Source organism: Knoellia locipacati, assembly GCF_044791685.1.
In the GTDB taxonomy this organism is placed as follows: domain Bacteria; phylum Actinomycetota; class Actinomycetes; order Actinomycetales; family Dermatophilaceae; genus Knoellia; species Knoellia locipacati_A.
In genome coordinates, this window is sequence record NZ_CP087730.1 from 1,624,133 (window position 1) to 1,650,599 (window position 26,467).

The window sequence follows — 26,467 nt, forward strand, 5'->3', positions numbered from 1 at the left end:
CCCGGGAGTGCCCACGAGGGACTCAGTCCACCCTCTCGAAGACCGCCGCAAGTCCCTGCCCACCACCGATGCACATCGTCTCCAGGGCGTATCTCGCCGACCTTCTCTGCATCTCGCGCGAGAGGGTCGCGAGGATGCGCGCGCCGGTCGCGCCAACCGGGTGGCCGAGCGAGATCCCGGAGCCGTTGACGTTGAGGCGCTCGAAGTCCGACGGCGCGAGGTCCCACTCGTGGGTCACGGCAAGGGCTTGGGCTGCGAACGCCTCGTTGAGCTCGATGAGGTCCATGTCCGCGAGAGTCAGCCCTGCCTTGGCGAGGGCTGCTGCAGACGCGGGCACCGGCCCGATGCCCATGGTCCGAGGCGGCACCCCGGCGACGGCCCACGAGACGAGCCTGACGATCGGCTTGAGCCCGAGCTCGTCGGCGCGTTCCCTCGAGGTGACTATGCACATCGCCGCCGCGTCGTTCTGGCCGCTGGCGTTGCCCGCGGTCACGGTGGCGTCGGAGTCCTGTGCACCCAACAACGGCTTGAGGGTCGCGAGCTTCTCCACGGCCGCGTCGGGGCGGGGGTGTTCGTCACGGTCGACCATCCGGGTCGTCCCCTTGGGTCCTCGGACCTCGACCGGGATGATCTCGTCGTCGAAGAGGCCCGACTCCTGTGCCGCGACGGCCCTGCGGTGGGACTCGACGGCCAGCTCGTCCTGCGCCGTTCGCGTGATGGCGTACTCGCGGCGGAGGTTCTCGGCCGTCTGGATCATTCCACCCGGCACCGGGTGGTGCCTCCCACCCGCCATGACCCGGGCGCGGGCGAGGCTGTCGTTGAGTGGCACGGCCGGTGCGGACACCCCCCAGCGCATCTGCGTCGAGTAGAACGACGCGTTGCTCATGCTCTCGGTGCCGCCCGCGACGAGTAGGTCGTTCACGCCGGTCTGCACCTGCATCGCGGCGTTGAGAACGGCCTGGAGCCCGGACCCGCAGCGCCGGTCGAGGTGGTAGCCGGCGACCGAGATGGGCAGCTCGGCGTCCAAGGCGACGACCCGGCCGATCGATGGCGCATCGCTGGAGGCGTTGCAGTGACCCAGGATGACGTCCTCGATGAGGCCTGGGTCGATCCGGGTGCGGTCCACCAGACCACGGAGCGCTGTGGCGCCGAGTTGCGCCGCGGACAGGTCCCGGAAGGCACCGCCGAAGCGTCCGATTGGCGTGCGGACGGGCTCGCAGATGACGACGTCACGCATGGGACGGCTCCTGGGGCCGGCGTGCTTGGTGATCCGACGCCTGGCCACGCCGAATCATGTCCTCGACCAGGTCCTCGTCCAGGCCGACCTCCCTGAGGATGTCGATGGTGTGCTGGCCGAGCACCGGCGGTGCGTGGCGCATGGTGGTCGGGGTGGCCGAGAGCTTGAGCGGTGATCCGACACTCCTGACCGGTCCGACGGTCGCGTGCTCGAGCTCGACAACCATCTCGCGCTCGGCCAGGAGTGGATCGGTGAGCGCCTCGCCGATCGAGTTGACCCGGGCTGCCGGGACACCGGCGGCGTCGAGTCGGTTCAGCCAGGTGCTGGTCACGTCGCTGGAGAGGACCTTCTCGAGCTCGCTGCGCAGCTCGTCGCGGTGCGAGACGCGGGAGGCGTTGGTGGCGAACCGCGCGTCCGCGCTGAGCTCGGGCACGCCGAGGGCGCCAGCCATCCGGAACCACATCGCGTCGTTGCCGGCAGCCACCATGAGAAGGCCGTCCTGCGTGCGGAAGGCCTCGGACGGAACGATGCTGGGGTGCCCGGTGCCGTAGCGCCCCGGAACCTCGCCGGAGGCGAACCAGGCGCTAGCCACGTTGGTCAGCCACGACACCTGTGCGTCGAGCAACGAGATGTCGAGCGACTGGCCCTGTCCGGTGACAGAACGGTGGTGGAGCGCCGCGAGGATGCCGATGGCTGTCCACAGGCCGGCGCTGATGTCGGCTGTTGCCACACCCACACGGGCTGGTAGTCCCTCGACGTCACCGGTGATGCTCATGAGGCCGCTGCGGGCTTGCATCATCGGGTCGTAGCCCGGCTTGCGGGACTCCGAGCTGGCCTGTCCGTAGCCGCTGATGGAGGCGTAGACGAGCCCGGGGTTCTCGGCGCTCAGCGCCTCGTAGCCGAGGCCGAGCTTGGTCGCGACTCCGGGGCGGAAGTTCTCGACGACTACGTCGGACCTGCGGGCGAGCTCGAGAACAGCGGCGCGGCCACCCTCGGACTTGAGGTCGACGGCCAGGCTGCGCTTGTTTCGGTTGATGCTGAGGAAGTAGGTCGACTCCTCGCCGATGAACGGGGGTCCCCACTGTCGCGTGTCATCGCCGACGCCCGGCTCCTCGACCTTGATGACGTCGGCACCCAGGTCGGCCAGGACCATCGTGGAGAAGGGTCCGGACATCACGCGAGTGAGGTCGAGGACCCGCACCCCGTTGAGGGGTCCGCTGCTGGTCGTCCGCGGGTCAGCCACTGAAGACACCGCCAGCGCGACCGAGCGACCGACCGCCGTCGATGACGAGGTTGTGACCGGTGACGTAAGCCGCGTAGTCGCTGAGCAGGTAGGCCGAGGCGTCCGCGGCCTCCTGCCGGGTGAGCATCCGCTTGAGTGGGATTGCGGCGACCTGTTCCTCCCACTGGCCCTCCTCGCCGAAGAGGAAGGTCATGGCCCCGGTGTCCTCAGTGGGACCGGGCGTCATGACATTGACCCGGATTCCATGCTGCGCCCAAGCCGCGCCGAGCGACTTCGTCATGGCGAGGACGCCGGCCTTGGCGGCAGTGGAGTGGACCGTGCTGGGCCCGCCGATGAGCGCGGCCGTCGTGCCGATGTTGAGGATGGAACCGCCCTCACCGCGCTGGATGAGGTGTTGTCCGACGGTCTGCGTGAAGTTCCACGTGCCGTCGAGGACGATGCCCACGACTGCGCGCCACGCGTTCTGCGAGAGGTCCTCGGGGTTGGCCTGGAAGTTGCCGGCGGCCGAGTTCACGAGGTGGTCGATGCGACCGTAGGTGGCGACGACGTCGGCGACGACCTCCTCGACCCTATCCCGGTCGCGCACGTCCGCTGCGTAGGTGCCGATGCGGGTGCCGTGGACTGCGAGCCGGGCGACAGCGGCGTCGAGCGCCTCCTGCCGTCGCGCGACGATCACTACGTCTGAACCCAGTCGGGCAAGTTCGGTCGCGATCCCCTCGCCGATCCCGGAGGACCCGCCAGTGACGATCGAGACCCGGCCGGCGAAAGAACCGTCAGGAAGCATCGTTGACTCCTTCATGCGTTGTGGGCCCGCGCCGGGCGCTCGAAGCGCTGTTGAGGGGCGGGGTGGAGTCCACCGTAGGGAGACTGGGAGATACCTACAAGGACTTGTTTGGTCCGCTATTGATACCTGTGACTACGAGGAGGCGTTCAACCGATTGATACCTGGGGCCGGGCCTATTGATGGCAAATAGGTCCTTCCCATCGCATGAGTCGTCAGGGAGTCTGGTCAGCGACGGGTCGCTCGACCCCACCCTGATGAGGAGAATCGCAATGGCGCGACGCACTGTTTCTGCAGCCCTGGCCGGATCCACGGCCGTCCTGACGCTCGCCGCGTGTGGTGGCGGTGGAGGGTCCCAGGCGGCGGCTGGCTCGGCAGATGGCTATCCCAGCAAGACCGTGCGAATGGTCGTCCCGTACCCGGCCGGAGGTGGTCTCGACATCGCGGCCCGCGCCGTGGCCCCCTGCCTCGAGAAGGACCTCGGCAAGAACGTCATCGTCGAGAACAAGGCCGGAGGTAGCGGTGCCGTCGGCACGACCGACGTCCTCGGCAAGCCCGCTGACGGCCATACGCTCGAGATGGTGCTCACCAGCTCGGCCGTCATCACCCCGCTGAGCAACGAGGTCGGCTACAAGCTGGCCGACCTGCAGCCGGTGGGACAGGTCGCGGAGTTCCCGTACGTCGTCATCGTCGGCAAGGGCTCGCCCCACCAGAGCCTCGAGGACCTGCTCACATCGAGCGACTCGCTCAAGGCCGCTGCGCCGGGAGCCTCCTCACAGGGAGCCGTTGAGCTCGAAGCCCTCAAGCGCGCGGGGGCCCCCATCACCCTGGTGCCGTTCGACGGCACCGCTGGCGTGAAGACCGCACTCCTGGGCAAGCAGGTGGACTTCGGCACGGCCGTCGTCGACGACGACATCCTCAAGCAGCACGCGGCAGGCACGCTGCGGATCCTCGGGGTCACCTCCGGCGACCGGGTCGATTACCTCCCGGACACCCCTGCGGTGAAGGAGATTTCGGGCTTCGAGAGCCTCGGCGCCGGCATGTCGTACTTCGGCATCGTGGTCAAGAAGGGCACGCCCGCGAACGTCATGACGAAGCTGAGCGGAGCGCTCCAGGGATGCCTCAAGGACTCGGCGACCCGGGGACAGATCGGCGACGAGTTCGTCGGCGACACGTTCGTCGACGGCGCGCAGCTCACGAAGGCGTTCGAGGCCCAGTCGGAGGCCTACGCACCGATCGTCAACAAGAGCTGAGCTGGCGATGACTGCCCACGCATACCGGCTTGGGGCGGCCGTAGTGCTCGCGATCGGGGCGTTCGCGGCATACGGCGCTGTCCGGCTCACGCTCGGGAGCCTCGCGGCCCCGGGGTCCGGGCTGTGGCCGTTCATCGTCGCGGTGGTGGCGCTCTTCTGTGGGCTCGTCCTGCTCGCGGTGGACACCCCGGACGATTACGAACGCTGGACGAGCCACTCGCGCAAGGTCGGCCTGGCCTTCGTCGCGCTGGGCGTCTTCATCCCCCTCTTTCAATACCTCGGCTTCATCGTCTCGGGTGCGGCGCTGCTCTTCGTCTGGCTGCGCTTCCTCGGTCGTGAGACGTGGCAGCGCTCGCTCGTGCTCGCCGTGGTCGGGGCGGTCGTCGTCTACGTCCTCTTCGGCCAGCTCCTCGACGTGCCCTTCCCGTCGGGCCTGCTGGCGCGGGCGACCGGCATCGAGATCGGACTCTGATGGACATCTTCAACGGCGTCGTCGAAGGATTCTCCACGGCAGCCAGCGCACAGAACCTGCTCTACGTGTTCCTTGGTGTCCTCATCGGCACCGTCATCGGGGTTCTCCCCGGACTGGGGCCGTCGGCCACCATCGCTCTGCTCTTGCCGCTGACCTACACACTCGAGCCCGCAACCGCGGTCATCATGCTCGCGGGCATCTACTACGGCTCGATGTACGGCGGGACCATCACGTCGGTCCTGCTCCGCCTGCCCGGTGAGGCCGCATCGGTCGTCACGAGCATCGACGGATACGAGATGGCCAAACGGGGCCGCGCCGGGGCCGCCCTGGGCATCAGTGCCGTCGGGTCGTTCATCGGCGGCACGGTGTCGGTGATCGGACTCATTCTGCTGGCGCCCACCCTCGCCTCGGTGGCCGTCAGGGTGGGCCCGCCCGAGTACGTCGCCCTCGCGGTCCTCGGCCTTCTGCTCGTGACCTACCTCGGCACCAAGCACCCGTTCAAGGCCATGGCGATGGCTGCGGTCGGGCTCCTGCTCGCGACCGTCGGGCAGGACCCGATCAGCGGAGCCACGCGGTTCACGTTCGGCCAGCTCTCCCTCATGGACGGCTTCGACTTCGTCGCCGTCGCGATGGGCCTCTTCGGCGTCGGCGAGATCCTCCACAGCATCGAGCAGGACACCCCCGTCAAGCTGCTCACCTCCAAGGTGAAGAACATCTGGCCGACGCGCCAGGACTTCCACGACTCGAGAGGTCCGATCGCTCGAGGCTCGGTGCTGGGCTTCTTCATCGGCGTCCTGCCCGGCGGCGGTGGCGTCGTGTCGTCGCTGGCCTCCTACGCCACCGAGAAGAAGGTCGCCAAGGGCCGCGCGAACTTCGGGAAGGGGGCGATCGAGGGTGTCGCCGGGCCCGAAACCGCCAACAACGCCTCCTCGACCTCGGCGTTCGTGCCGCTGCTCACCCTTGGCCTGCCCTCGAACGTCGTGCTCGCCCTGATCTTCGGTGCCCTGACCATCCAGGGCATCACGCCCGGTCCGACGCTCATCAACGACCACCCCGACATCTTCTGGGGCGTCATGGCCTCGATGATCATCGGCAACGTCATCCTGCTCATCCTGAACGTGCCGCTGGTGGGCCTCTTCGTCCAGCTGCTCCGGGTGCGACCCGCCGTCCTCGGCGCCTTCGCCCTGCTCGTCACCATGACCGGCGTCTACTCGATCAACAACGACGTGACGGACATGTGGATCGTGCTCGGGTTCGGCATCGTCGGGTGGCTCATGAAGAAGACCGGGTTCGAGCCCGGCCCGCTCGTGCTCGCCTTCGTCCTCGGCCCGATCCTCGAGGGCTCGTTCCGCCAGACGATGCTGCTCTCGGACGGGAGTCTTTCGATCTTCGTGCAGCGCCCGTTCACCGCGGTCGTGCTCCTCATCGTCGTCCTCCTGCTCGCCTTCAGCACGTTCTCGGCCCTGCGGGGCCGCGCGCAGAGCGGCGCCGAGCTGTTGGAGCACGCAGCGATGGACGACGCGTCCGAGGTGGACAAGCCCATCGACCACGCCCGCGAGACCGAGTCGCCCGTCGACGACGACCGGCCGATGTCGAAGTCGCTGCGGTGACCACGGCCGAGGCCCCGACCGCAGAGCGCCCAGTTGTGGGTCTTGCGGTCGACGAGCGAGGCGTCGCCAGTTTGCGCCTGCAGCGACCTGAATGCGGAAACGCCTACGACGGGGACCTGCTCCGGTCCTGGCACGCGGCGCTCGACGACCTCGAGTGCGTCGAGGACCTTCGTGTCGTCGTGCTCTCGGGCGAAGGTCGCCACTTCCAGGCGGGCGCGGACCTCGACTGGGTGGCCCGGGTTCGTGAGTCCTCCGTCGAGGAGAACGCCGCTGCCTCGGCGCTCACCGCCACGGCGGTCGAACGGCTGGAGGCCCTGCCGGTGCCTGTGATCTGCCTCGTTCAGGGCAGCTGCTTCGGTGGCGGCACGGGACTTGCTGCGGCTGCCGACGTCGTCGTCGCGGCGGAGGGGGCCACCTTCTCCGTGGCCGAGGTGCGGTGGGGTCTCGAACCGTCGATCGTCCTCCCACAACTCACGCGGGCGATGTCCGGACGTCACCTGCGGCGCTATGCCGTCACAGGAGAGACCTTCGACGCCGTCGAGGCGGTCCGGACGGGTCTTGTGCACGAGGTCGTCGACGGAGGGGAGCTGGCACGACGCTCCGAGGAGCTCGTCGTCGAGGTGCTTCGCTGTGCCCCGGGAGCGGTCCGGCACACCAAGGGCCACCTCACCCGAGCACATCTGCGGGACGACCTGCTCCGCGCGCACATCCTCGCGCGCACCTCCTCCGAGGCGGCGGAAGGGTTGGCGGCCTTCGCATCGCGTCGTCCACCGGCCTGGTCCCAGTCGGGCTATCGGGCGACGCGCCACCTGTCACCCCGCCACCAACCCAGCACGAAGGAAGAGAACTGATGGCACTGCTCGAGAACAAGGTCGCCGTCGTCACCGGCGGCGCGCAGGGCATCGGCCTCGAGATCGCCCGAGCCTTCATCCGTGAGGGTGCTCGCGTTGTGATCGGCGACATCAACAAGGAGGCGGGGGCCGCGGCCGTCGCGGAGCTCGGCGGTGACGAGGTGGCGCGATTCGTCCACTGCGACGTCCGGTCCACCACGGACGTTGACGTCATGCTCCGCGCCGCCGAGGAGTCGTTCGGGCCGATCGACGTCATGGTCAACAACGCCGGCATGACCCGCGACGCGACGATGCGCAGGATGTCGGAGCAGGACTTCGACGACGTCATCGCCGTCCACCTCCGCGGTGCCTGGAACGGCACGCGGGCGGCTGCCGAGCGCATGCGGGAGCGGGAGACGGGGTCGATCATCAACATCTCCTCGATCTCCGGCAAGGTCGGCATGTTGGGGCAGACGAACTACTCGGCCGCCAAGGCGGGCATCGTCGGGCTCACCAAGGCCGCCTGCAAGGAGGTCGGCTTCAAGAACGTGCGGGTCAACGCCATCCAGCCCGGCTACATCCGCACCGCAATGACCGAGGCGATGCCTGAGGCCGTCAAGGAGCAGAAGAAGGCCGAGATCCCGATGGGCCGACCCGGTGAGGCCGTCGAGGTCGCCAACGTCGCAGTCTTCCTCGCCAGCGACCTGTCGAGCTACATGAGCGGCACCGTCCTCGAGGTCTCGGGCGGGCGGCACATCTGATGTCGGCGCGCAGAATCTTCGAGAGCCCGGGCCACCTCGCCGACGCGATCGGCTCCTCGCTCGGCACGAGTGGCTGGGTGAGCGTCGACCAGCAGGCGATCGACCGCTTCGCCGTTGCCACCGGTGACGACCAGTGGATCCACGTCGACCCCGAACGTGCCGCCGACGGTCCCTACGGCATGACCATCGCGCACGGCTACCTCGTGCTGTCCCTCCTGCCCGCCCTGGCTGCCGAGGTCTACACGGTGCGCGGGGTGCGGGCGGCCGTCAACTACGGGCTCGACCGAGTGCGTTTCCCCGCCCCGGTCCGCTCGGGCAGCCGTGTCAGGGCTGCCTTCGAGCTCGTCTCGGCCGACACCCGCAGCGACTCCGCCGTGAGGATCGTCGTCCGGGGCACCGTCGAGGTGGAGGGTGAGGCGCGGCCCGCGTGCGTGGCTGACACCATCCGGCACCTGATGCCCGAGCCCGCTCCGGTGACGGCCTGACATGGACGACCGCACGCTCATCGCGAACCGGGTGGACGGCATACTCACGCTCACGCTGAACCGGCCCGAGCGCAAGAACGCTCTCGACGACTCGACCATCCAGCATCTGCAGGACGAGCTCCGGGTGGCGCGGGACGACGTCGGGATCAAGGCCCTGGTCGTCACCGGCGCCGGCGGGGACTTCTGCTCGGGTGCCGACGTGGGTGCCGAGCGGCGCCCGGGCCACCCGGTCGACCGCATGAGGTGGTTCGGCGACACGGCGCTGCTCCTGCACGAGATGCCCAAGCCCGTCATTGCCAAGGTCTCCGGCGTCGCAGTGGGCGCCGGCTGCAACCTCGCGATCGCTGCCGACGTCGTTGTCGCCACCCCCGACGCACGGTTCTCCGAGATCTTCAGTCGGCGCGGGCTCAGCGTTGACTTCGGCGGCACGTGGTTGCTGCCCCGCGTCGTGGGGCTCCAGCAGGCCAAGCGACTCGCCCTGCTCGCCGAGATCGTCGATGCCGAGGAGGCGCACCGGATCGGCCTCGTCACCTGGGTCAAGGAGGCGGCCGAGATCGACGGCTTCGTGGACGACCTCGCGCGCCGGTTCTGCCAGGGTCCTCCGGTCGCCCTGGCGCAGACGAAGGCGATGCTCGACCAGTCCTCGGCGATCGGCTTCCGTGACGCCCTGGACAACGAGGCGCGAGCAGCCGCGATCAACCTCGCGACCGACGCCCTCGAGGCCCGCCGCGCCTTCGTCGAGAAGCGCGAGCCCACCTTCGACGGTGGCTGGCTGCTCGACCCGGTCGCCGCGCACACCACCACCTGACGGCCACCTCCGGCCAACGAGAAAGCGAGTACCCCCATGGAAGGCCTCTCCGAAGAGGAAGTGGCGATCGTCCAGATCGTCCGCGAGTTCGTGAACCGTGAGGTCAAGCCGGTCGTCAACGAGCTCGAGCACGCCAACACCTACCCCGGGAAGCTCATCGACCAGATGAAGGAGATGGGGATCTTCGGACTCGCGATTCCCGAGCCGTGGGGTGAGGCGCAGGTGTCGCTGCCGGCCTACTGCCTCGTCACCGAGGAGCTGGCACGAGGGTGGATGAGCCTCGCGGGTGCCATGGGCGGCCACACGGTCGTCGCCAAGCTCATCCTCACCTACGGCACGCAGGAGCAGAAGGACCGCTACCTCCCCCGAATGGCCTCGGGAGAGCTGAGGGCCACGATGGCCCTCACCGAGCCCGGCGGCGGCTCAGACCTCCAGTCGATGCGGACCACCGCGCGTCGCGACGGCGACGACTACGTCGTCAACGGGTCGAAGACGTGGATCACCAACGCACGCAAGGCCGAGCTCATCGCGCTCATGGTCAAGACCGACCCCGGGGCCCGGCCCAAGCACAGGGGCGTCTCGCTCCTCCTCGTCGAGAAGGACGGCGAGGACGGCCTCGACGGCTTCCACCTGTCACGTGACCTGCCCAAGCTCGGCTACAAGGGCGTGGAGTCCTGCGAGATCACCTTCGACGGGATGCGGGTCCAGGCCTCGGCTCTTCTGGGCGAGGCCGAGGGACAGGGCTTCGCGCAGATGATGAAGGGTCTCGAGGTGGGCCGTCTGCAGGTCGCCTCCCGCGCCCTCGGCGTCGGCCGGGCCGCACTTGAGGACTCACTGAGGTACGCACAGGAGCGCGAGTCCTTCGGAACCCCGATCTGGAAGCACCAGTCGATCGGCAACTACCTCGCCGAGATGGCGACGAAGCTCACCGCCGCCCGCCAGCTGACCCTGTACGCCGCACGTGCCTTCGAGGATGGTCGCCGCGCCGACATGGAGGCGGGGATGGCCAAGCTCTTCTCCTCGGAGATCGCGATGCAGATCGCGCTCGACGGCATCCGCATCCACGGTGGTTACGGCTACTCGACCGAGTTCGACATGGAGCGCTACTTCCGTGATGCCCCACTCATGATCGTCGGCGAGGGCACCAACGAGATCCAGAAGAACGTCATCGCCAAGCAGCTGGTCCAGCGCGGCCACGTCAACCCGGTGTGACCGTGCCTGCCACCGAAGCCGCCGGAACCTCGTATGCCGTGACGTCCCTCGCGGACGCTCGCTCGCTCCTCTTCGTCCCCGGCGACCGGCCGGACCGCTTCGACAAGGCAGCCGCCTCGGGCGCCGACCTCGTCGTGCTCGACCTCGAGGACGGCGTCGCCGCCGAGCACAAGGACGCCGCGCGGACGGCGGTCTCGGGCTGGCTGCGCGCTGGTGGGCCTGCCGCCGTCCGTGTGAACGCGCTCGACAGCGCCGAGCGCACGGCCGACCTGCGGGCACTGGGCGGCCTCGACTCGCTCGTCGCGGTCGTCGTACCCATGGCGGAGGACCCCGAGGCGCTGCGGGTGTTCGCCGACGCGCTCGGGGCGCAGGTCCCGCTCGTGGCGCAGGTCGAGACCGCCGTCGGAGTGGCTCGGGCCCAGGATCTGGCCGGCGTCGACGCGGTGGCACGGCTGGCCGTCGGCCACCTCGACCTCGCCGCCGACCTCGGGTGCTCACCGGGTCGGGACGGTCTCCTGCACGCTCGTTCCATCATCGTGCTGGCGTCACGGGTGGCGCGGCTGCCCGGGCCCGTGGAGAGCGTGACGACCGCCCTCGGTGACCCCGAGGCCGCACTGGACGACGCGGCCTACGCCCGTGACCTCGGGTTCACCGGCAAGCTCGCGATCCACCCGTCGCAGGTCGCCGCCATCCACGCAGCCTTCGTGCCGGACGAGGACTCGATCCGGTGGGCCCGCCGCATTCTGGCCGTGGCCGACGGGATGGGTGCGGTCCGGCTCGACGGTGAGATGGTCGACGGGCCGGTCATCGCAAGGGCGCGTGCCGTCCTGCACCGGGCGCGGGTCGGCGCATGACCATCCAGACACGCACCGAGGTCATCGCCAACGAGCCTGCCGAGTCCCTGGCGGCGCTGCTCGACATCGAGCAACCCGGCATGGGGGTGCTCGTGCCCCCGCTCTGGCACTGGACCTACCTCCTCGACCGCCGTCGTCAAGCAGAGCTCGGACCGGACGGGCACCCGAGCTCGGGCTTCCCCGCACCGGCGGCTCCCGGCATGCGTCGGATGTTCGCCGGCGGCCGGGTCGAGACGCACGCCCTGCTCCGGATCGGCGCCCCCGCCACGCGCGCCGTCCTCGTGGCCAGCACCACCGAGAAGCGGGGGCGGTCAGGACCCCTGACCTTCGTCACCGTGCGCCACGAGATCACCCAGGACGACCAGCTCTGCATCGTCGAGGAGCAAGACATCGTCTACCGCGCTCCCGGGGCAGGTTCGCTGCCCGTCACCGACCAGTCGGTGTCGGCGCCCGTCCCGGTTGGGCTGCACCTCACCCTTGATGTCGACGAGACCCTGCTCTTCCGGTTCTCCGCCGTGACGTGGAACGCACACCGGATCCACTACGACCGCGAGTGGGCCCGGCACGAGGGCTACGACGACCTCGTCGTCCACGGTCCGCTGCAGGCGCTCATGATGGGAGAGTTCCTGCGTCGCAGCGGAACCGACCTCGTCGGGCGAGAGTTCGCGTTCCGACTCGTCGCCCCGATGGTCGGTCCGCAGCCCCTCGTCCTGGCCCTGGACCAGTCCGGTCAGGGTGCAGAGGCTCGCGACCTCACCGGCCGCGTCACGGCCACGAGCACCACCCGACCCCTCCCCTGACCTTCCGACCGGAGGTCCGGTCGTGTCGCGAGGCGAGGGAGAGCGCGTCAGTGGGTGAGGCCCAGGTGGCGGAGGATCGCCGGGGTGATGGTGCCGGGCTGCTCGTCGTTGGCGAGGTGGGCCGAGTCGGGAACGACGAGACAGTTCCCGTCCTGCACCGAGTCGGCGATGAGCTGGAGGTGGGGCGGCGGCGTCGCCGGGTCGTCGTCGCCCGCGATCGCCAGGGTCGGCGCCACGATCAAGGGGAGGTCGGGCCGCAGGTCCATGCCGGCGATCGCCTCGCAGCACCCGGCATAGCCCTCAGCCGGCGTCGCGCTCACCGTCGCGATCGCCGAGGCGACCCGAGCGGGCTCGGACGTGCGGAAGCCCTCGGTGTACCAGCGCGACACGACCGCCTCGGCCACAGTGGAGGTGCCGCCCTCGCGCACGGTCGCGGCGCGGTCGTGCCAGCCCTGGGTGGGCTCGAGTCGCGGGGAGGTGCAGAGGACGACGAGCCGGTCGACGCGCTCGGGGTTGCGCGCGGCGAGCCGCATCCCGGTCATCCCACCGAGCGACAGCCCGACGAAGTGCACCTTCGCCAGGCCGAGCCGGTCGAGCAGGGCGATGACGTCATCGGCGAGGTCGTCGAGGGAGTACGGCCCCGGGACGACCGGCGACTCCCCGTGCCCTCGGACGTCGTAGCGGACGACCTGGGCGACCCGCGACAGCTCGGGCACCTGCGCGTCCCACATCGACATCGCCGATCCGAGCGAGTTGGAGAGGACGACCGTCGGGGCGTCCGCGGGGAGGGACGCGTCCCTCTCGATGCGATGGGCCACGTCGACGATCCCCATCAGGTCACCCGCTCGAAGACGGCCGCGAGGCCCTGCCCGCCACCGATGCACATCGTCTCGAGCGCGTAGCGGCCCTCGCGGCGGCGCAGCTCGTGCGCCATCGTCGCGAGGATCCGCCCGCCGGTGGCCCCGACCGGGTGGCCCAGGGAGATGCCGGACCCGTTGACGTTGACCCGCTCGACCTCGGCGTCGGTGAGCCCCCACTCCCGGATGCTCGCGATGACCTGCGAGGCGAACGCCTCGTTGAGCTCGATGAGGTCGAGGTCGGCGAACGCCAGACCGGCCCGCTCCAGAGCGAGCCGGGCCGACGGCACCGGGCCGATGCCCATGAGCTCGGGCTCGACCCCCGAGACCGCCCACGACGTGAGCCGCAGCATCGGGTCGAGGCCGCGACGCTGCGCCTCGGCCCGGGTCGTCACGACGCACATCGCGGCGCCGTCGTTCTGGCCGCTCGCGTTGCCCGCGGTGACGGTGGACTCGGGGTCGAGCTTCACGCGCACCGGACGCAGCCCGGCGAGCACCTCGGCCGTCGTCTCGGGGCGGGGGTGCTCGTCGGCCGAGACGGTCACCGGCTCGCCACGACGGGCGGGCACGGTCACCGGCACGATCTCGTCGTCGAACCGGCCGGCCGCGACGGCCGCCGCGGTGGCCTGCTGCGATCGCAGCGCCCACGCGTCCTGGTCCTCGCGGCTGATGCCGTACTTCGCGCGCACGTTCTCCGCGGTCTCGAGCATCCCGCCCTCGATCGGGTGGTCACGGCCGCCGGCGGTCACGCGGGCCCGGGCGAGCCGGTCCATGAGCTGCACCCCGTCGCCGCGAACCCCCGTGCGCAGCCCGAGCGCGTAGTGCTCGACCTGCGACATCGACTCCACCCCGCCGGCCACGATGGTGGTGGCACCGCCGGACGCTACCTGGAGCACGGCATACAGGATGGCCTGGAGACCCGACCCGCAGCGGCGGTCGACCTGCACGCCGGGCACGCCCGTGCCGAGTCCGGCGTCGAGGGCGGCGATGCGGCCGATCGCGGGCGCCTCGCCGCTGGGGTAGCACTGGCCGAGGATGACGTCGTCGACCTCCCCCTCGCCGAGGCCGGTCCGTGTGGCGAGCTCGCGCAGCAGACCACTCGCGAGGTCGGCTGCCGTGAGGGACGCGAAGGCGCCACCGAACCGCCCCACCGGCGTACGCAGGGGTGAGCAGATGACGACGTCGTCGAGGGTCATGTCTCGAGGGTAGGTTCGCCGGATAGAGACGGGCCAATACTCATTCCGGCATCACCATGACGTCGAACGTCTGGACGATGTCGTATGACGTCCCCTACCGTTCCGAGGGTGGAGCTCCGTCACCTGCGCTACTACGTCGCCGTCGCCGAGGAGCTGCACTTCGGCCGGGCCGCGCAGCGCCTCCACATGGCGCAACCCCCGCTGTCGCAGCAGATCAAGCAGCTCGAGGCCGAGATCGGGGTCGTGCTCCTCAACCGGTCGACGCGCCGGGTCGAGCTGACCCCGGCCGGCGAGCGGTTCCTGGACCGGGCGCGCGCGATCCTCGCCGACGTCGACCACGCCGGCGACGAGGCGCAGCGGGTGGCGGCGGGTGAGGTCGGCCGGGTTGCCCTGGGTCTGATCGGCTCGGCGACCTACGACCTGCTCCCCACCATCGTCCCGGCCCTGCGGAAGGCGTGCCCGGACATCGTGCTCGACCTGCGCGGTGAGCTGCTGACGCCGGCGCAGGAGGAGGGGCTGCGCGACGGCACGCTCGACATCTGCATCCTGCGACCGCCCGTGCGCGACCCCGGTCTGCGCGTTCGGGTCCTGCGGCAGGAGCCGCTCATCGCGGTGCTGCCGGCCGCCCACCCGCTGGCCGAGCGGGACGGCATCCGGCTCGAGGACCTGCGGGACGAGCCGTTCATCACCTACCCGTCGCGCCACCGGTCCGTGCTCCACGACGCCACCTTCGACGCCTGCCAGCGTGCGGGCTTCGTGCCCAAGGTCGTGCAGGAGGTGAGTGAGACCTCCACTCTCGTCGTGTTCGTCGCCGCAGGGCTCGGGGTCGCGCTCGTCCCCGAACCGGTACGGCACCTCACCATCACCGGCGCCGTGTACCGCCCGCTCGTAGGGGAACCATCGTTCGTCGAGCTCGCCGTGGCGACGCGCGGCGACGAGCGCTCGCCCCACGTCCTGCGGATCCTCGAGGCCCTGCGCTCGCTGCTCACCACCCCGGACTGACCGGCCTCACCGCGACTTCTTGCCCCAGGACCACCGGTGGTGGCCCTTTTCGTGGCGGTTTGGGTGGTCGTGGGGCAATGAGTGGGTATGCCGGGCGGTCCGGGGAGCGGGAGCGCACCTGGCCGGACGGCATACGGGCGCCTGTTTGAGAGGCGCAGCCTCTCAGTGTCACGGATCTGCGTACTTCACACGACAAGATCGGGCGAGCAGACTCGACAGGGTCCGGTACCGCTGCCGGGCTCGACAAGGAGCTCACGTGAAGATCACGGCCGTCGAGGCGATCCCCTACGCGATCCCGTACCGCAAGCCCCTGCGCTTCGCGAGTGGCGAGATCCTCGCGGCCGAGCACGTGCTCGTGCGGGTCCACACCGACGACGGACTCGTCGGCACCGCGGACGCCCCGCCTCGCCCCTTCACCTACGGCGAGACCCAGGCGTCGGTGACAGCGGTCATCGACCAGCTCTTCGCGCCCGCCATCACCGGCCTCGGCGTCCTCGAGCGGGAGGTCGTCCACGCCCGCATGAACCGCACCGTCGCCAACCCTGTCGCCAAGGCGGCCATCGACATGGCGATCTGGGACGTCCTCGGCCAGTCGCTGGGGGTCTCGGTGAGCGAGCTGCTCGGCGGCTTCACCGACCGGCTCCGCGTCTCGCACATGGTCGGGTTCGCCCCGCCTGCCGAGATGGTGGCCGAGGCCGAGCGGATCCGTGACACCTACGGCATCACGACGTTCAAGGTCAAGGTCGGCCGCGACCCCTTCACCGACGACGTCGCCGCGGTGCGCGCGCTCCGGGAGGGCCTGGGACCGGACGTCGAGCTCTACATCGACGGCAACCGCGGGTGGAGCGCCCGCGACGCGGCCCGCGCGCTGCGCCAGATGGCCGACCTCGACCTCACCTTCGCCGAGGAGCTGTGTCCTGCCGACGACGTCCTCGGCCGGCGCTGGCTCGTCTCGCAGAGCACGATCCCGATGTTCGCCGACGAGAGCGTCGCCCGCCCCGGCGAGGTGACCCGGGAGCTGCTCGGCGGCGCCGCCAACGGGATCAGCATCAAGACCTCCCGCACCGGCTTCACGACGAGCCAGCGAATCGTCGGGCTTTGCGAGGGGCTCGGCGTCGACGTCGTCATCGGCAACCAGATCGACAGCCAGATCGGTTCCCTGTGCGCGGCGGCGTTCGGTGCGGCCTTCCCGACCACCGCCCGGCGTCCGGCCGAGCTGTCGAACTTCCTCGACCAGACCGACGACCTGCTCGCCGAGCCCCTCGAGATCTCGCAGGGCTCGCTCCGGGTGCGCCAGGGCGTCGGCCTCGGCATCGAGATCGACGAGGACAAGCTCGCTCACTACCGCAAGGACACCTGAAGTTCCCCACCGACGGCAACGACGCCGCCACGATGAAAGGCACGACCATGACCACCGAGACCCACCAGCTCGACGAGACGGACGCCAAGGCCGCCGTCACCGGAGCTGACGCGACCCGCTACTTCAAGGAGAAGGAGAAGTCGGGCGGAGCCGTCGACCCCGAGCGCGTCTCCACCGTCGCCGGTGCGGCGCTCAAGGCGCTGCACGACGTCATCCGCGAGCACGACGTCACCTACGACGAGTACGACGCGCTCAAGGCGTGGCTCATCCGTGTCGGTGAGGACGGCGAGTGGCCGCTCTTCCTCGACGTCTTCGTCGAGCACGTGGTCGAGGAGACGGTCAACAAGGAGCGCAACGGCACCAAGGGCAGCATCGAGGGCCCCTTCTACGTCCCGGGCTCCCCGAACCTCGGCGCCGAGGGCACCCTGCCCCAGCGCGACGACGAGCCCGGCACCCCGCTCGACTTCGGCGGCGTCGTGGAGTCCGAGGACGGGACCCCGCTCGCCGGCGCGGTCGTCGAGCTCTGGCACGCGGACGACCTCGGCTTCTACAGCCAGTTCGCTCCGGCCCTGCCCGAGTGGAACCTCCGCGGCAGCTTCACGACGGGCGAGGACGGCCGCTTCCTGGCGCACACCGTGCAGCCCGCGCCGTACCAGATCCCGCACGACGGGGCGACGGGCGCGCTCATCGCGGCCGCCGGCTGGCACGCCTGGCGTCCGGCGCACCTCCACCTCAAGGTCACGGCGCAGGACCACCAGACGATCACGACCCAGCTCTACTTCGAGGGCGGCGAGTACCTCGACTCCGACATCGCCTCGGCCACCAAGCCCGAGCTCATCCTCGCGCCGACCCCGAAGGCCGACGAGACGGGCGTCGAGGTCACCTACGACTTCACCCTGGCCAAGGCCTGACGTGCTGTATGCCGTGACGATGGTCGTCGACCTCCCGCGTGACCTCGACGAGGACGTGCGGACCGAGACGCTCGCGCGCGAGAAGGCGTACAGCCAGGACCTGCAGCGGGCAGGTCAGTGGGTGAGCATCTGGCGGCTGCCGGGGCAGTACGCGAACCTCAGCATCTTCGACGTCGCGGACCACGACCGGCTCCACGAGATCCTCTGGAACCTGCCGCTCTTCCCGTACATGGAGATCGAGGTGCAGCCGCTGGCACAGCACCCCTCGGCGCTGCCGGCGGACCAGCGCTGATGGTCGACTTCGTCGAGACGGCCGCCGAGGCGGTCGCGGGCATCGGTGACGGCGCGACCGTCATGGTCGGCGGCTTCGGCGCTGCCGGCCAGCCGGTCGAGCTCATCGACGCGCTCATCCAGTGCGGCGCCCGCGACCTGACGATCGTCAACAACAACGCCGGCAACGGCGACTTCGGGCTCGCAGCCCTCATCCGGGAGGGCCGCGTGCGCAAGGTCATCTGCTCGTTCCCGCGGCAGAGCGACTCGTGGCACTTCGACGAGAAGTACCGCGCGGGCGAGGTCGAGCTCGAGCTCGTGGCGCAGGGCAACCTCGCCGAGAGGATCCGCGCCGCGGGTGCCGGGATCGGCGGCTTCTTCACCCCCACCGGCTACGGCACGCTGCTCGCCGAGGGCAAGGAGGTCCGCGAGATCGACGGGCGCCACTACGTCCTCGAGCTGCCGCTGCGGGCCGACGTCGCCCTCGTCAAGGCCCACATCGCCGACGAGGCCGGCAACCTCACCTACCGCAAGACGGCCCGCAACTTCGGCCCGATCATGGCCGCGGCTGCGACGACGACGGTCGTCCAGGTGGCAAAGGTCGTTCCCGTCGGCGGCATCGACCCGGAGAACGTCGTCACCCCGTCGATCTACGTCGACCGGGTCGTGCGCGTGACAGGAGCAGGACAGTGACGACACCGGCGAAGGCCGCACACGGCATACCCCTCGACAAGGACGGCATCGCCCGCAAGGTCGCCGCGGACATCCCCGACGGCTCCTTCGTCAACCTCGGCATCGGCCTGCCGACGACGGTCTCCAACCACCTCGACCCGGCGAGCGGCGTCGTCCTCCACACCGAGAACGGCATGCTCGGGATGGGACCCGAAGCGCACGGCGACGAGGTCGACCCCGACCTCATCAACGCCGGCAAGATCGCGGTGACCGAGCTGCCGGGGGCGTCGTACTTCCACCACGCCGACTCGTTCGCGATGATGCGCGGCGGCCACCTCGACTACTGCGTCCTAGGCGCCTACCAGGTGTCCGCGACCGGCGACCTCGCCAACTGGCACACCGGGCGACCGGGTGACATCCCCGCGGTCGGCGGCGCCATGGACCTCGCGCTCGGGGCCAAGGAGACGTTCGTGATGATGACGCTGCTGGCCCGGGACGGGACTCCCAAGCTCGTCCCCGAGTGCACCTTCCCCCTCACCGGCGTCGGCTGCGTCTCGCGGGTCTACACCGACCTCGCGACCTTCGTCATCACCGGTGACGGGGTCGAGGTGCGTGAGGTGTTCGGCACGACCTTCGCCGACCTCGCTGCCCTCCTGGCGGTGCCGCTCATCGACGCGACCCCCTGACCCCCTGACCCCTGACCCCCTGACACTTTTCGACCAATAGGTCACGAAGTGTCGCGACAGTTCGTGGCCTATTGGTCGAAAAGTGCGGGGGCCGGACATGGGTCGACCGCCGCACCGGAGGGGATGCGGCGGCCGAGTTCTGTGGGTCAGCGAAGGATGCTGTCGCTACCGACGATCCTGCTCCACCAGCGGCCGAGACCGAGCTTGTCACCGGCGAAGGTGTAGGCGAGGACGATGAGGCCGAGGGCCTCGATCCAGTGGCTGTCGAAGATCGGGTTGGTGAAACCCTCACCGTCGCGGCCGATGGGGAACTCCGCGAAGTACATGAGGGCCATGAGGAGCGTGCCGCCCCATGCAGCGATCTTCATGCCAGCGCCGGCGAGGAACGCGACGCCGATGCCGAGGAGTCCGAACATGAACAGCCAGTCCCAGACCCCGCCGGCGAAGTTGGCGAAGAAGTCACCGAACGGACCTTCGACGACTGCGGGGTTCTTGGTGAGGAACCCAGTGGTCGGCGAGCCTCCATCGATCCAGGCGTTCTCCGCGGGAGTGCCGTAGCCGAGTCCGAACATCTTGTCGAGGAACGGCCACAGGAAGGTGAAGCCGAGGACGTAGCGCAGGGCGACGAGCGCCCAACGTGCGACCGGGTTGCGGACGACGTCCTCGAAGTGCGTGGCCCCGTGGTCCGGGACCGTGTCGAGGTCGTGCCGCGTGGCGTGAGTGGTGTTCATGGTGCTGACCTCCGGTTGATGGTGGGCCGGTGGTGTTTCCTCCGGTGTTCTCAAACTAGGTCGGCGCGCTCGGCACGGGATGGGCCTTAGGTCCTGACTTCCACAGCCCGCGTGCAGGTGCCGTACAGACCACTGCTCAGCCCCCGCTCACGACGTGAACGAGGACTGGGCAGAGGGCTGGGCAAGAGCTGAGCGAAGGCTGGGCAGAGGGCTAGTCGTTGTCGCCGCCGGTGAGCTGAGTCGCGTTCGGCCCGCCCTCCCCGGTCCCGGTGTCACCGGCGTCGGCCCACACCCAGTCACGCACCTCGGGCAGGTCGTCGCCGTGGGTGATGGCATAGGCGCGTGCCTCGAATCGCTTGTCCTGCATGCGTTGTCGCAGCCCGGCCGCCTTCGAGCCGAGCCCGGGGACGCGGTCGATGACGTCGATGACGAGGTGGAAGCGGTCGAGGTCGTTGAGCATGACCATGTCGAACGGCGTCGTCGTCGTCCCCTCCTCCTTGTAGCCGCGGACGTGGAGGTTCTCGTGACCGGATCGGCGGTAGGTCAGCCGGTGGATGAGCCACGGGTAGCCGTGGTAGGCGAAGATCACCGGCTTGTCCGGCGTGAAGATCGTGTCGAAGTCGCGGCTGCTCAGACCGTGCGGGTGCTCGAACTCGTCCTGCAGCCGCATGAGGTCGACGACGTTGACGACGCGCACCTTGAGCTCGGGGAGGTTCTCGCGCAACAGCTGCGCGGCGGCCATGACCTCGACGGTCGGGACATCGCCGGCGCACGCGAGGACGACGTCGCACTCCGCGCCCGACCCCTCGGACCCGGCCCACTCCCAGATGCCGAGGCCGCGGGTGCAGTGGTGGATCGCCTCCTGCATCGTCAGCCACGACGGACCCGGCTGCTTGCCGGCGACGACGACGTTGACGCACTGGTCGGTGCGCAGCAGGTGGTCCCACGTCGAGAGCAGGGTGTTGGCGTCCGGCGGTAGGTAGACCCGGATGATGTCGGCCTTCTTGTTGACCACGTGGTCGATGAAGCCGGGGTCCTGGTGGCTGAAGCCGTTGTGGTCCTGTCGCCACACGTGCGAGCTGAGCAGGTAGTTGAGCGACGAGATCGGGCGGCGCCACTCGATGTGGTTGGTGACCTTGAGCCACTTGGCGTGCTGGTTGAACATCGAGTCGACGATGTGGATGAACGCCTCGTAGCTGCTCATCATGCCGTGGCGCCCGGTGAGCAGGTAGCCCTCGAGCCAGCCCTGGCACTGGTGCTCCGAGAGCATCTCGAGGACCTTGCCCACCCTGGCCATGGGGTCGGCCTCGTCGAACGGCTCGTATGCCGCGTTCCACTGCTTCGCGGTGACGTCGAAGACCCCGCCCAGGCGGTTCGAGGCGGTCTCGTCCGGGCCGAAGATCCGGAAGTTCTCCGGGTTGGCGCGCATCACCTCGGCCAGCCAGTTGCCGAGGACCCTCGTCGCCTCGGCCATCTGGCCGCCGCGCGCCGCCTCGTCGACCTCGACCGCGAAGTCGCGGAAGTCGGGCAGGCGCAACGGGGTGCGCAGGAGTCCGCCGTTGGTGTGCGGGTTCGCGCCCATCCGCAGCTGGCCCTCGGGCGCCAGGGAGGCGATGTCCTCGTGGAGGCGACCGGACTCGTCGAAGAGCTCGTCGACGGCATACGACTGGAGCCAGTCCTCGAGGTTCTGGAGGTGCTCGTCGGTGTCGCGTGCGCTCGCGAGAGGCACCTGGTGGCTCCGCCAGTGACCCTCGGTGGGCTTGCCGTCGATCTGCTTGGGGCCGGTCCAGCCCTTGGGGTGCTCGAAGACGATCATCGGCCAGCGCGGTCGCTCCACCTTGTCGGCGCCGACGCGCGCGGCCTCGGCCTTGATCGCGGCGATCTCGTCGAGGACCTCGTCGAGCAGCTCGGCGAAGCGCCGGTGGTAGCCCTCGGGAGACTCGTCGTCGAATCCGGCCTTGAAGAAAAAGGGCTTGTGCCCGTAACCGACCATGAGCGACTCGAGCTCGTCGTGGCCGATGCGGGCGAGGACGGTCGGGTTGGCGATCTTGTAGCCGTTGAGGTGCAGGACGGGCAGAACGACGCCGTCGGTCGCCGGGTTGGCGAACTTGTTGGCGTGCCAGCTCGTCGCGAGCGGACCGGTCTCGGCCTCACCGTCGCCCACGACGGCGAAGACGAGCAGGTCGGGGTTGTCGAGCGCGGCGCCGTAGGCGTGCGAGAGCGCGTAGCCGAGCTCGCCACCCTCGTGGATGGAGCCGGGCGTCTCGGGCGCGACGTGCGAGGGGATGCCGCCGGGGAAGCTGAACTGCTTGAAGAGCCGCTCCAGGCCCGCCTCGTCCTGGGTGATGTCGTGGTAGGTCTCGGTGTAGGTGCCCTCGAGGTAGGTGTTGGCGACGAGGCCGGGACCGCCGTGCCCGGGCCCGGTGATGTAGATCGTGGGCTGCTTGCGCTCGTCGATGACCCGGTTGAGGTGGGCGTAGAGGAAGTTGAGCCCCGGCGTCGTCCCCCAGTGCCCGAGGAGGCGGGGCTTGACGTGGTCGCGGTGCAGCTGGGTGCGCAGCAGCGGGTTGTCGAGCAGGTAGATCTGGCCGACCGAGAGGTAGTTGGCCGCGCGCCACCACCGGTGGATGCGGTCGAGGGTGGTGTCGTCGAGCGACTCGGGTCCGGCGTCGGCGCGGGACTGCCAGGGCGTGCCCAGGGCGGCGGTGGTCATCGTGTGGCCTCTCGGGAGGGGACGTCGACTGCCTTCCTCACCCTAGTGACGCGGCGCCTCCTGTGCCGGTGTTCAGCGAGCTCCCCAGCCGCTCCCGCGCGGTGCGTCCCCGACGCATCACCGGCACCGTCCCGGTGACGGCCCCGAGGCCCACCCTGGCGCCGTTGCCGTAGATCGACTCGACCGAGCCGGCGGGGACGGCATACGTCTCGTGCCAGATGCCGACGGCGCCGGGTGAGCGGCGCGCAGCGGCGTTGAAGGCCCGCCACGCCGGGAGGTGCGCCTTCGTGGCCATCCGCGAGTAGGCGTAGAGGTGCTCGGTGCTGCGCCACCACTGGACGATCCAGGGCCCCTTGGCGCCGACGAGGGTCGTCGCACCGAGGAACCCGAGGTCCTCGGCCTCGCCGCGCGCCGCTGCCGCCTTGTTGCGCTCGAGCTCGGCGAGCATCTTGGGCATGGCGAGGAAGACCGGCATCCACAGGTCGACGCGGTGCGGCTTCTCGAACGTCATGCCGATGTGGAAGACGACGATGGAGTCGTCCCACGCGTGGGTCGTGCGCACCACGGCGGGCACGTCGGTCGTGGACGAGGGTGCGGCGGTGTCGGTCATGGCGGCCTCCGGAGTTGTTGGATAGTGGCACTATCCGGGCTCTCCACAGTTTGGAGACGTCTACTATCCAAAGTCAAGGGTTTTCCCATCGAGGAGGTATGCCGTGCGGCTCGCCGAGCTGTCCGCCGAGACCGGCGTCGCGATCCCGACGCTCAAGTACTACCTGCGCGAGGGGCTGCTCCACCCGGGCCGGAGCCTGTCGCGCACCCAGGCGGACTACGACGAGTCGCACGTCGACCGGGTGCGGCTCGTGCGGGCACTGAGCGAGGTCGGCGGGCTCTCGCTCGCCCGGATCGAGCAGGTGCTCGACGTCATCACCGACCCCGGAACCGACCGGCTGCACGTCCTCGAGGCGGCGCAGCGGACCCTGGCGCGCTCCGGCCGGCCCGGCGAGGGTGACGAGGGTGTCTCCACCGATCGGGTGCGTGCGTGGGTCGAGCAGCACGGTTGGGAGATCGACCCGCAGGACCCGTTCCTCGACGACCTCGCCCTGGCCTGGGAGGCGTGCGACCACGCCGCGCTCGGGCTCGACGAGGAGCGGATGAGCCGCTACGCCGACCACGTCGAGGGCGTTGCCGCGGTCGACGTCGGGACGGTCCCGGCGGATCCGGAGGGCGCTGTGCGCCACGTCGTCGTGGGAACCGTGCTCGTCGACCCGGTGCTCGTCGCCCTGCGTCGGCTCGCGCAGCAGCACGTCTCACGTCGTACTGAGAGGGTGGGGACATGAGCTCCTGGTGCGCGGTCTACGTCGACGTCGGCTACCTCCTGGCGTCCGCGGCCACGCGCGTCACCGGCTCGTCCCTGCGCAGCAGCGTCGAGGTCGACTACCCGGGGCTCGTGCGAGCCCTCGTCGAGCAGGTCGAGGCCGACTCGGGGCTGCCGGTGCTGCGGGTCAACTGGTACGACTCCGGTGCCCGTCCCGGTGGCCAACCCGACCACCACCAGGACCAGATCGGACTGCTGCCCAAGGTCAAGCTGCGCCTCGGCCGACTCTCCTACGCCGGTGAGCAGAAGGGCGTCGACGTGCGCCTCGGCCTCGACCTCGCGCTCCAGGGACGGGCCCGGGTCGCCGACGTCGTCTACCTCGTCTCCGGCGACGACGACCTCACCGAGGCCGTCGAGGAGGCGCAGGGTGCCGGGGTGCAGGTCCGTCTGCTGTCGGTGCCGGGCGTCAACGGCACCTCGCACGCGGTCTCCAAGCACCTGCGGCGGGCCGCCGACGACGAGCTGCTCGTCGACACCGAGATCATCGACACGTGCGTGCGCTCGCGGGCGCTGGCTGCCGGGCTGGTGCCCACCCTCGACGAGGACGACGCGGCCGCGGACGAGCTGGGCGCGCCCAACGACGAGGCCGCTGCCGAGGTGCTCGAGCCGACCGACGTGGACCCGGCGGCCGCGGTGTCTCCGACTCCGGAGCCCGCAGCCAAGGGTGTCGTCGAGGCCGAGCCGGCCGATCCTGTTGTGGCACAGGGCGAGCCGGACCCCGAGACGGAGGCGGCCGGCATACCGGTTCCGTCGCCCGCCGTCCTCGGACGCAAGCGCGCTCGCGAGGTCGTCCTGCCGGAGCCGCTCACTCCCATCGTCGGTGCGGGGACCGAGTCCGGTCCCGGTCTCTGGGACGCCGTCGCGTATGCCGTCGTGTCGTCGTGGTGCCGCACGGCCACTCCCGAGTCGCTCGCCGAGCTGCGCGGCGCACAGCCGACGGTCCCCGGCGAGCTCGACCGGGCGCTGCTGCTCGACCTGTCGAGCCGGTCCGGTGCCTACGACATCGACGACGCGGCCAGACATGGTGTGCGCGAACGCTTCTGGCACCACGTCGGGAGGATCCGCCTCACGTGAGGGTCAACATCCTCGCCGCCGGTTCGCGCGGCGACGTGCAGCCGATGGTGGCTCTCGGGGTGGGCCTGCAGCGGGCCGGTCACACCGTCACGATCTGCGCCGGTGACGACTTCGAGCCGTTGGTCACGTCGCACGGCGTGGGCTTCGTGCCTGCCGGCCTGCGGATCGACGAGCTCATCGCCTCACCGCTGGGCGTCGCGTGGCTCGGCGAGTCCAGCCGCAGCCCGTGGCACGAGCTCGTCGCGCTCCGCCGCTTCGTGCGCTCGACCGTGCGCGAGTATGCCGGAGCCTGGCTCCCGCTCGTCGGCTCGGCCGACCTGTGGGTCAGCGGGATGCTCACGGTGCACGCCGTCGACGCCCTGGTGTCGGTCGGCGGGGGGCGCCACGTCACGACCGAGTTCGCGCCGATGCGGCCGACCCGAAGCGGGTGGGCGGGGCTGCAGCCCGTGCTGCCGAGGCGGTCGTCGATCGCGAATCGTGTTGCGGCACAGTCACTTCTCGCCACGACCGCCTCGGTGTTCGCGGTGGCCGGGGACGAGGTGCGCCGGGAGCTCGGACTCGAGCCGACCGGGCGCCGGGGCATGGTCGACGCGATCCGCCGCACTCCGGGCCTCCTCGCTGCCTCGCCGCTGGTGGTGCCCCCGGCGCCCGACTGGCGCGGGAACCCGCAGGTCACCGGCTACTGGTTCCTCGACGAGATCCAGGGGTTCGTGCCGGACGAGCGGCTGGCGGGCTGGGTCGCCGACGGGGAGCGCGGGTCCCACGCTCTGCGTGGGCCGGCATACGTCGGGTTCGGGTCGATGTCGACGAGCGAGGCGAGCCGACTCGGGGACCTCGTGGCCCGCGCGGCGCGGGCGGCGCGGGTGCGGGTCGTGCTGCACTCGGGAGCGGCCGGGTTGGCCTCGCACGACGACGCGTGGGTGCACGAGGTGGGGAGCGTGCCGCACGGGTGGCTGTTCCCGCGGATGGCCGGGGTCGTGCACCACGGTGGCGCGGGGACGACGGCGGCAGCGCTGCGCGCGGGGGTGCCGCAGGCGGTGGTCGCGCACATCGGTGACCAGCCGTACTGGGGACGACGGGTGTGGGAGCTCGGCGTCGGCGCACGGCCGGTGCGACGCCACGAGCTGTCGGTGGAGTGGCTCACGGAGGTGCTGCGGGGGTTCGCTCGGGGCGAGTCCGCGACGCGAGCATCGGCGCTGGGAGCCGGAATCCGCCAGGAGGACGGGGTGGCACGGGCTGTGGAGCTGCTCGGCTGAGCACGGGATCGCGTCACG

Annotated in this window: 27 protein-coding genes; 19 read left to right on the forward strand and 8 right to left on the reverse strand. The window is 70.1% G+C overall.

Features of this window, described 5'->3' with window-relative positions; translation table 11 throughout:
• Nucleotides 1-22 precede the first annotated feature (22 nt).
• The 3 genes from LL946_RS07585 to LL946_RS07595 are packed head-to-tail and all read right to left on the reverse strand — an operon-like array spanning nt 23 to nt 3,264.
• A complete protein-coding gene (locus LL946_RS07585; protein WP_404386387.1) occupies nt 23-1,237 on the reverse strand; it encodes an acetyl-CoA C-acetyltransferase in 1,215 nt (404 codons plus the stop codon).
• Nucleotides 1,230-2,480: a CaiB/BaiF CoA transferase family protein gene (locus LL946_RS07590; protein WP_404386389.1), complete on the reverse strand. Its 1,251-nt coding sequence runs from the start codon at nt 2,478-2,480 to the stop codon at nt 1,230-1,232. Before LL946_RS07590 ends, LL946_RS07585 begins: the two co-directional genes overlap by 8 nt.
• Complete coding sequence (locus LL946_RS07595) at nt 2,473-3,264, reverse strand: SDR family oxidoreductase (protein ID WP_404386391.1); 792 nt, start codon at nt 3,262-3,264, stop codon at nt 2,473-2,475. The genes LL946_RS07590 and LL946_RS07595 overlap by 8 nt, the downstream gene beginning before the upstream one ends.
• Before the next feature lie 269 nt (nt 3,265-3,533).
• Here LL946_RS07595 and LL946_RS07600 point away from each other — a divergent pair, with 269 nt between their 5' ends.
• The 10 genes from LL946_RS07600 to LL946_RS07645 are packed head-to-tail and all read left to right on the forward strand — an operon-like array spanning nt 3,534 to nt 12,346.
• Nucleotides 3,534-4,514, forward strand: a complete 981-nt coding sequence (locus LL946_RS07600) for a tripartite tricarboxylate transporter substrate binding protein (protein WP_404386393.1) — start codon at nt 3,534-3,536, stop codon at nt 4,512-4,514.
• Nucleotides 4,515-4,521: 7 nt separating this feature from the next.
• Nucleotides 4,522-4,986, forward strand: coding sequence for a tripartite tricarboxylate transporter TctB family protein (locus tag LL946_RS07605; protein WP_404386395.1), 465 nt, complete (start codon nt 4,522-4,524; stop codon nt 4,984-4,986).
• On the forward strand, nt 4,986-6,596 hold the full coding sequence (locus LL946_RS07610) for a tripartite tricarboxylate transporter permease (RefSeq protein WP_404386397.1): 1,611 nt from the start codon (nt 4,986-4,988) through the stop codon (nt 6,594-6,596). Before LL946_RS07605 ends, LL946_RS07610 begins: the two co-directional genes overlap by 1 nt.
• A complete protein-coding gene (locus LL946_RS07615; RefSeq protein WP_404386399.1) occupies nt 6,593-7,447 on the forward strand; it encodes an enoyl-CoA hydratase-related protein in 855 nt (284 codons plus the stop codon). Before LL946_RS07610 ends, LL946_RS07615 begins: the two co-directional genes overlap by 4 nt.
• Complete coding sequence (gene fabG, locus LL946_RS07620; RefSeq protein WP_404386401.1) at nt 7,447-8,187, forward strand: 3-oxoacyl-ACP reductase FabG; 741 nt, start codon at nt 7,447-7,449, stop codon at nt 8,185-8,187. The genes LL946_RS07615 and fabG overlap by 1 nt, the downstream gene beginning before the upstream one ends.
• Nucleotides 8,187-8,672: a MaoC family dehydratase gene (locus tag LL946_RS07625; RefSeq protein WP_404386403.1), complete on the forward strand. Its 486-nt coding sequence runs from the start codon at nt 8,187-8,189 to the stop codon at nt 8,670-8,672. Before fabG ends, LL946_RS07625 begins: the two co-directional genes overlap by 1 nt.
• A 1-nt stretch (nt 8,673) precedes the next feature.
• Nucleotides 8,674-9,480, forward strand: coding sequence for an enoyl-CoA hydratase/isomerase family protein (locus LL946_RS07630; RefSeq protein WP_404386405.1), 807 nt, complete (start codon nt 8,674-8,676; stop codon nt 9,478-9,480).
• Nucleotides 9,481-9,516: 36 nt separating this feature from the next.
• Complete coding sequence (locus LL946_RS07635; protein ID WP_404386407.1) at nt 9,517-10,692, forward strand: acyl-CoA dehydrogenase family protein; 1,176 nt, start codon at nt 9,517-9,519, stop codon at nt 10,690-10,692.
• 2 nt (nt 10,693-10,694) lie between these two features.
• Nucleotides 10,695-11,546, forward strand: coding sequence for an HpcH/HpaI aldolase/citrate lyase family protein (locus LL946_RS07640; RefSeq protein ID WP_404386409.1), 852 nt, complete (start codon nt 10,695-10,697; stop codon nt 11,544-11,546).
• Complete coding sequence (locus LL946_RS07645; RefSeq protein ID WP_404386411.1) at nt 11,543-12,346, forward strand: mesaconyl-C4 CoA hydratase; 804 nt, start codon at nt 11,543-11,545, stop codon at nt 12,344-12,346. Before LL946_RS07640 ends, LL946_RS07645 begins: the two co-directional genes overlap by 4 nt.
• 47 nt (nt 12,347-12,393) lie before the next feature.
• On the opposite strand, the gene pcaD is transcribed toward LL946_RS07645, so the two are convergent.
• Nucleotides 12,394-13,179, reverse strand: coding sequence for a 3-oxoadipate enol-lactonase (gene pcaD / locus LL946_RS07650; protein ID WP_404386413.1), 786 nt, complete (start codon nt 13,177-13,179; stop codon nt 12,394-12,396).
• Nucleotides 13,179-14,399 (reverse strand): acetyl-CoA C-acetyltransferase, encoded by a 1,221-nt coding sequence (locus tag LL946_RS07655; RefSeq protein WP_404386415.1) that lies wholly within the window; start codon nt 14,397-14,399, stop codon nt 13,179-13,181. The genes pcaD and LL946_RS07655 overlap by 1 nt, the downstream gene beginning before the upstream one ends.
• 108 nt (nt 14,400-14,507) lie before the next feature.
• Here LL946_RS07655 and LL946_RS07660 point away from each other — a divergent pair, with 108 nt between their 5' ends.
• The 6 genes from LL946_RS07660 (at nt 14,508) to LL946_RS07685 (ending at nt 19,300) form a co-directional block, all read left to right on the forward strand.
• On the forward strand, nt 14,508-15,401 hold the full coding sequence (locus LL946_RS07660; RefSeq protein WP_404386417.1) for a LysR substrate-binding domain-containing protein: 894 nt from the start codon (nt 14,508-14,510) through the stop codon (nt 15,399-15,401).
• Nucleotides 15,402-15,657: 256 nt separating this feature from the next.
• Nucleotides 15,658-16,761 carry a mandelate racemase/muconate lactonizing enzyme family protein gene (locus tag LL946_RS07665; RefSeq protein ID WP_404386419.1) on the forward strand — a complete coding sequence of 368 codons (1,104 nt, stop codon included), beginning with the start codon at nt 15,658-15,660 and terminating at the stop codon, nt 16,759-16,761.
• 47 nt (nt 16,762-16,808) lie between these two features.
• Nucleotides 16,809-17,672 carry a catechol 1,2-dioxygenase gene (catA, locus tag LL946_RS07670; protein WP_404386421.1) on the forward strand — a complete coding sequence of 288 codons (864 nt, stop codon included), beginning with the start codon at nt 16,809-16,811 and terminating at the stop codon, nt 17,670-17,672.
• A 1-nt stretch (nt 17,673) separates the two neighbouring features.
• Complete coding sequence (catC, locus tag LL946_RS07675; RefSeq protein WP_404386423.1) at nt 17,674-17,964, forward strand: muconolactone Delta-isomerase; 291 nt, start codon at nt 17,674-17,676, stop codon at nt 17,962-17,964.
• On the forward strand, nt 17,964-18,635 hold the full coding sequence (locus LL946_RS07680) for a 3-oxoacid CoA-transferase subunit A (RefSeq protein WP_404386425.1): 672 nt from the start codon (nt 17,964-17,966) through the stop codon (nt 18,633-18,635). The genes catC and LL946_RS07680 overlap by 1 nt, the downstream gene beginning before the upstream one ends.
• Nucleotides 18,632-19,300 carry a 3-oxoacid CoA-transferase subunit B gene (locus LL946_RS07685; protein ID WP_404386427.1) on the forward strand — a complete coding sequence of 223 codons (669 nt, stop codon included), beginning with the start codon at nt 18,632-18,634 and terminating at the stop codon, nt 19,298-19,300. The genes LL946_RS07680 and LL946_RS07685 overlap by 4 nt, the downstream gene beginning before the upstream one ends.
• Nucleotides 19,301-19,446: 146 nt before the next feature.
• Here the strand turns inward: LL946_RS07685 and LL946_RS07690 are convergent, their stop codons facing one another.
• From LL946_RS07690 to LL946_RS07700, 3 genes are all read right to left on the reverse strand, one after another.
• Nucleotides 19,447-20,031 carry a DoxX family protein gene (locus LL946_RS07690; protein WP_404386429.1) on the reverse strand — a complete coding sequence of 195 codons (585 nt, stop codon included), beginning with the start codon at nt 20,029-20,031 and terminating at the stop codon, nt 19,447-19,449.
• Between the two features lie 211 nt (nt 20,032-20,242).
• Nucleotides 20,243-22,744, reverse strand: a complete 2,502-nt coding sequence (locus tag LL946_RS07695; RefSeq protein ID WP_404386431.1) for a phosphoketolase — start codon at nt 22,742-22,744, stop codon at nt 20,243-20,245.
• 37 nt (nt 22,745-22,781) lie between these two features.
• Nucleotides 22,782-23,354 carry a DUF4188 domain-containing protein gene (locus LL946_RS07700; RefSeq protein ID WP_404386433.1) on the reverse strand — a complete coding sequence of 191 codons (573 nt, stop codon included), beginning with the start codon at nt 23,352-23,354 and terminating at the stop codon, nt 22,782-22,784.
• A 103-nt stretch (nt 23,355-23,457) separates the two neighbouring features.
• Between LL946_RS07700 and LL946_RS07705 the strand changes: the two genes are divergently transcribed.
• From LL946_RS07705 to LL946_RS07715, 3 genes are read left to right on the forward strand one after another with little or no spacing between them, the layout of a single operon-like run.
• Entirely contained in the window at nt 23,458-24,081 is a 624-nt protein-coding gene (locus LL946_RS07705) for a MerR family transcriptional regulator (RefSeq protein WP_404386435.1), read from the forward strand.
• Entirely contained in the window at nt 24,078-25,193 is a 1,116-nt protein-coding gene (locus LL946_RS07710) for an NYN domain-containing protein (RefSeq protein ID WP_404386437.1), read from the forward strand. The genes LL946_RS07705 and LL946_RS07710 overlap by 4 nt, the downstream gene beginning before the upstream one ends.
• Nucleotides 25,190-26,449, forward strand: coding sequence for a glycosyltransferase (locus LL946_RS07715; RefSeq protein WP_404386439.1), 1,260 nt, complete (start codon nt 25,190-25,192; stop codon nt 26,447-26,449). Before LL946_RS07710 ends, LL946_RS07715 begins: the two co-directional genes overlap by 4 nt.
• The last annotated feature ends 18 nt before the right edge of the window (nt 26,450-26,467 follow it).

Bases quoted from the DNA above. Each gene is read 5' to 3' on its own strand.
- LL946_RS07635 (WP_404386407.1), top strand. From the start codon at position 9,517: ATGGAAGGCCTCTCCGAAGAGGAAGTGGCGATCGTCCAGATCGTCCGC.
- LL946_RS07680 (WP_404386425.1), top strand. From the start codon at position 17,964: ATGGTCGACTTCGTCGAGACGGCCGCCGAGGCGGTCGCGGGCATCGGT.
- pcaD (WP_404386413.1), bottom strand. From the start codon at position 13,179: ATGGGGATCGTCGACGTGGCCCATCGCATCGAGAGGGACGCGTCCCTC.
- LL946_RS07625 (WP_404386403.1), top strand. From the start codon at position 8,187: ATGTCGGCGCGCAGAATCTTCGAGAGCCCGGGCCACCTCGCCGACGCG.
- LL946_RS07645 (WP_404386411.1), top strand. From the start codon at position 11,543: ATGACCATCCAGACACGCACCGAGGTCATCGCCAACGAGCCTGCCGAG.
- LL946_RS07630 (WP_404386405.1), top strand. From the start codon at position 8,674: ATGGACGACCGCACGCTCATCGCGAACCGGGTGGACGGCATACTCACG.
- LL946_RS07605 (WP_404386395.1), top strand. From the start codon at position 4,522: ATGACTGCCCACGCATACCGGCTTGGGGCGGCCGTAGTGCTCGCGATC.
- LL946_RS07690 (WP_404386429.1), bottom strand. From the start codon at position 20,031: ATGAACACCACTCACGCCACGCGGCACGACCTCGACACGGTCCCGGAC.
- fabG (WP_404386401.1), top strand. From the start codon at position 7,447: ATGGCACTGCTCGAGAACAAGGTCGCCGTCGTCACCGGCGGCGCGCAG.
- LL946_RS07655 (WP_404386415.1), bottom strand. From the start codon at position 14,399: ATGACCCTCGACGACGTCGTCATCTGCTCACCCCTGCGTACGCCGGTG.
- LL946_RS07700 (WP_404386433.1), bottom strand. From the start codon at position 23,354: ATGACCGACACCGCCGCACCCTCGTCCACGACCGACGTGCCCGCCGTG.
- LL946_RS07600 (WP_404386393.1), top strand. From the start codon at position 3,534: ATGGCGCGACGCACTGTTTCTGCAGCCCTGGCCGGATCCACGGCCGTC.
- LL946_RS07595 (WP_404386391.1), bottom strand. From the start codon at position 3,264: ATGCTTCCTGACGGTTCTTTCGCCGGCCGGGTCTCGATCGTCACTGGC.
- LL946_RS07695 (WP_404386431.1), bottom strand. From the start codon at position 22,744: ATGACCACCGCCGCCCTGGGCACGCCCTGGCAGTCCCGCGCCGACGCC.
- catA (WP_404386421.1), top strand. From the start codon at position 16,809: ATGACCACCGAGACCCACCAGCTCGACGAGACGGACGCCAAGGCCGCC.
- LL946_RS07585 (WP_404386387.1), bottom strand. From the start codon at position 1,237: ATGCGTGACGTCGTCATCTGCGAGCCCGTCCGCACGCCAATCGGACGC.
- LL946_RS07710 (WP_404386437.1), top strand. From the start codon at position 24,078: ATGAGCTCCTGGTGCGCGGTCTACGTCGACGTCGGCTACCTCCTGGCG.
- LL946_RS07610 (WP_404386397.1), top strand. From the start codon at position 4,986: ATGGACATCTTCAACGGCGTCGTCGAAGGATTCTCCACGGCAGCCAGC.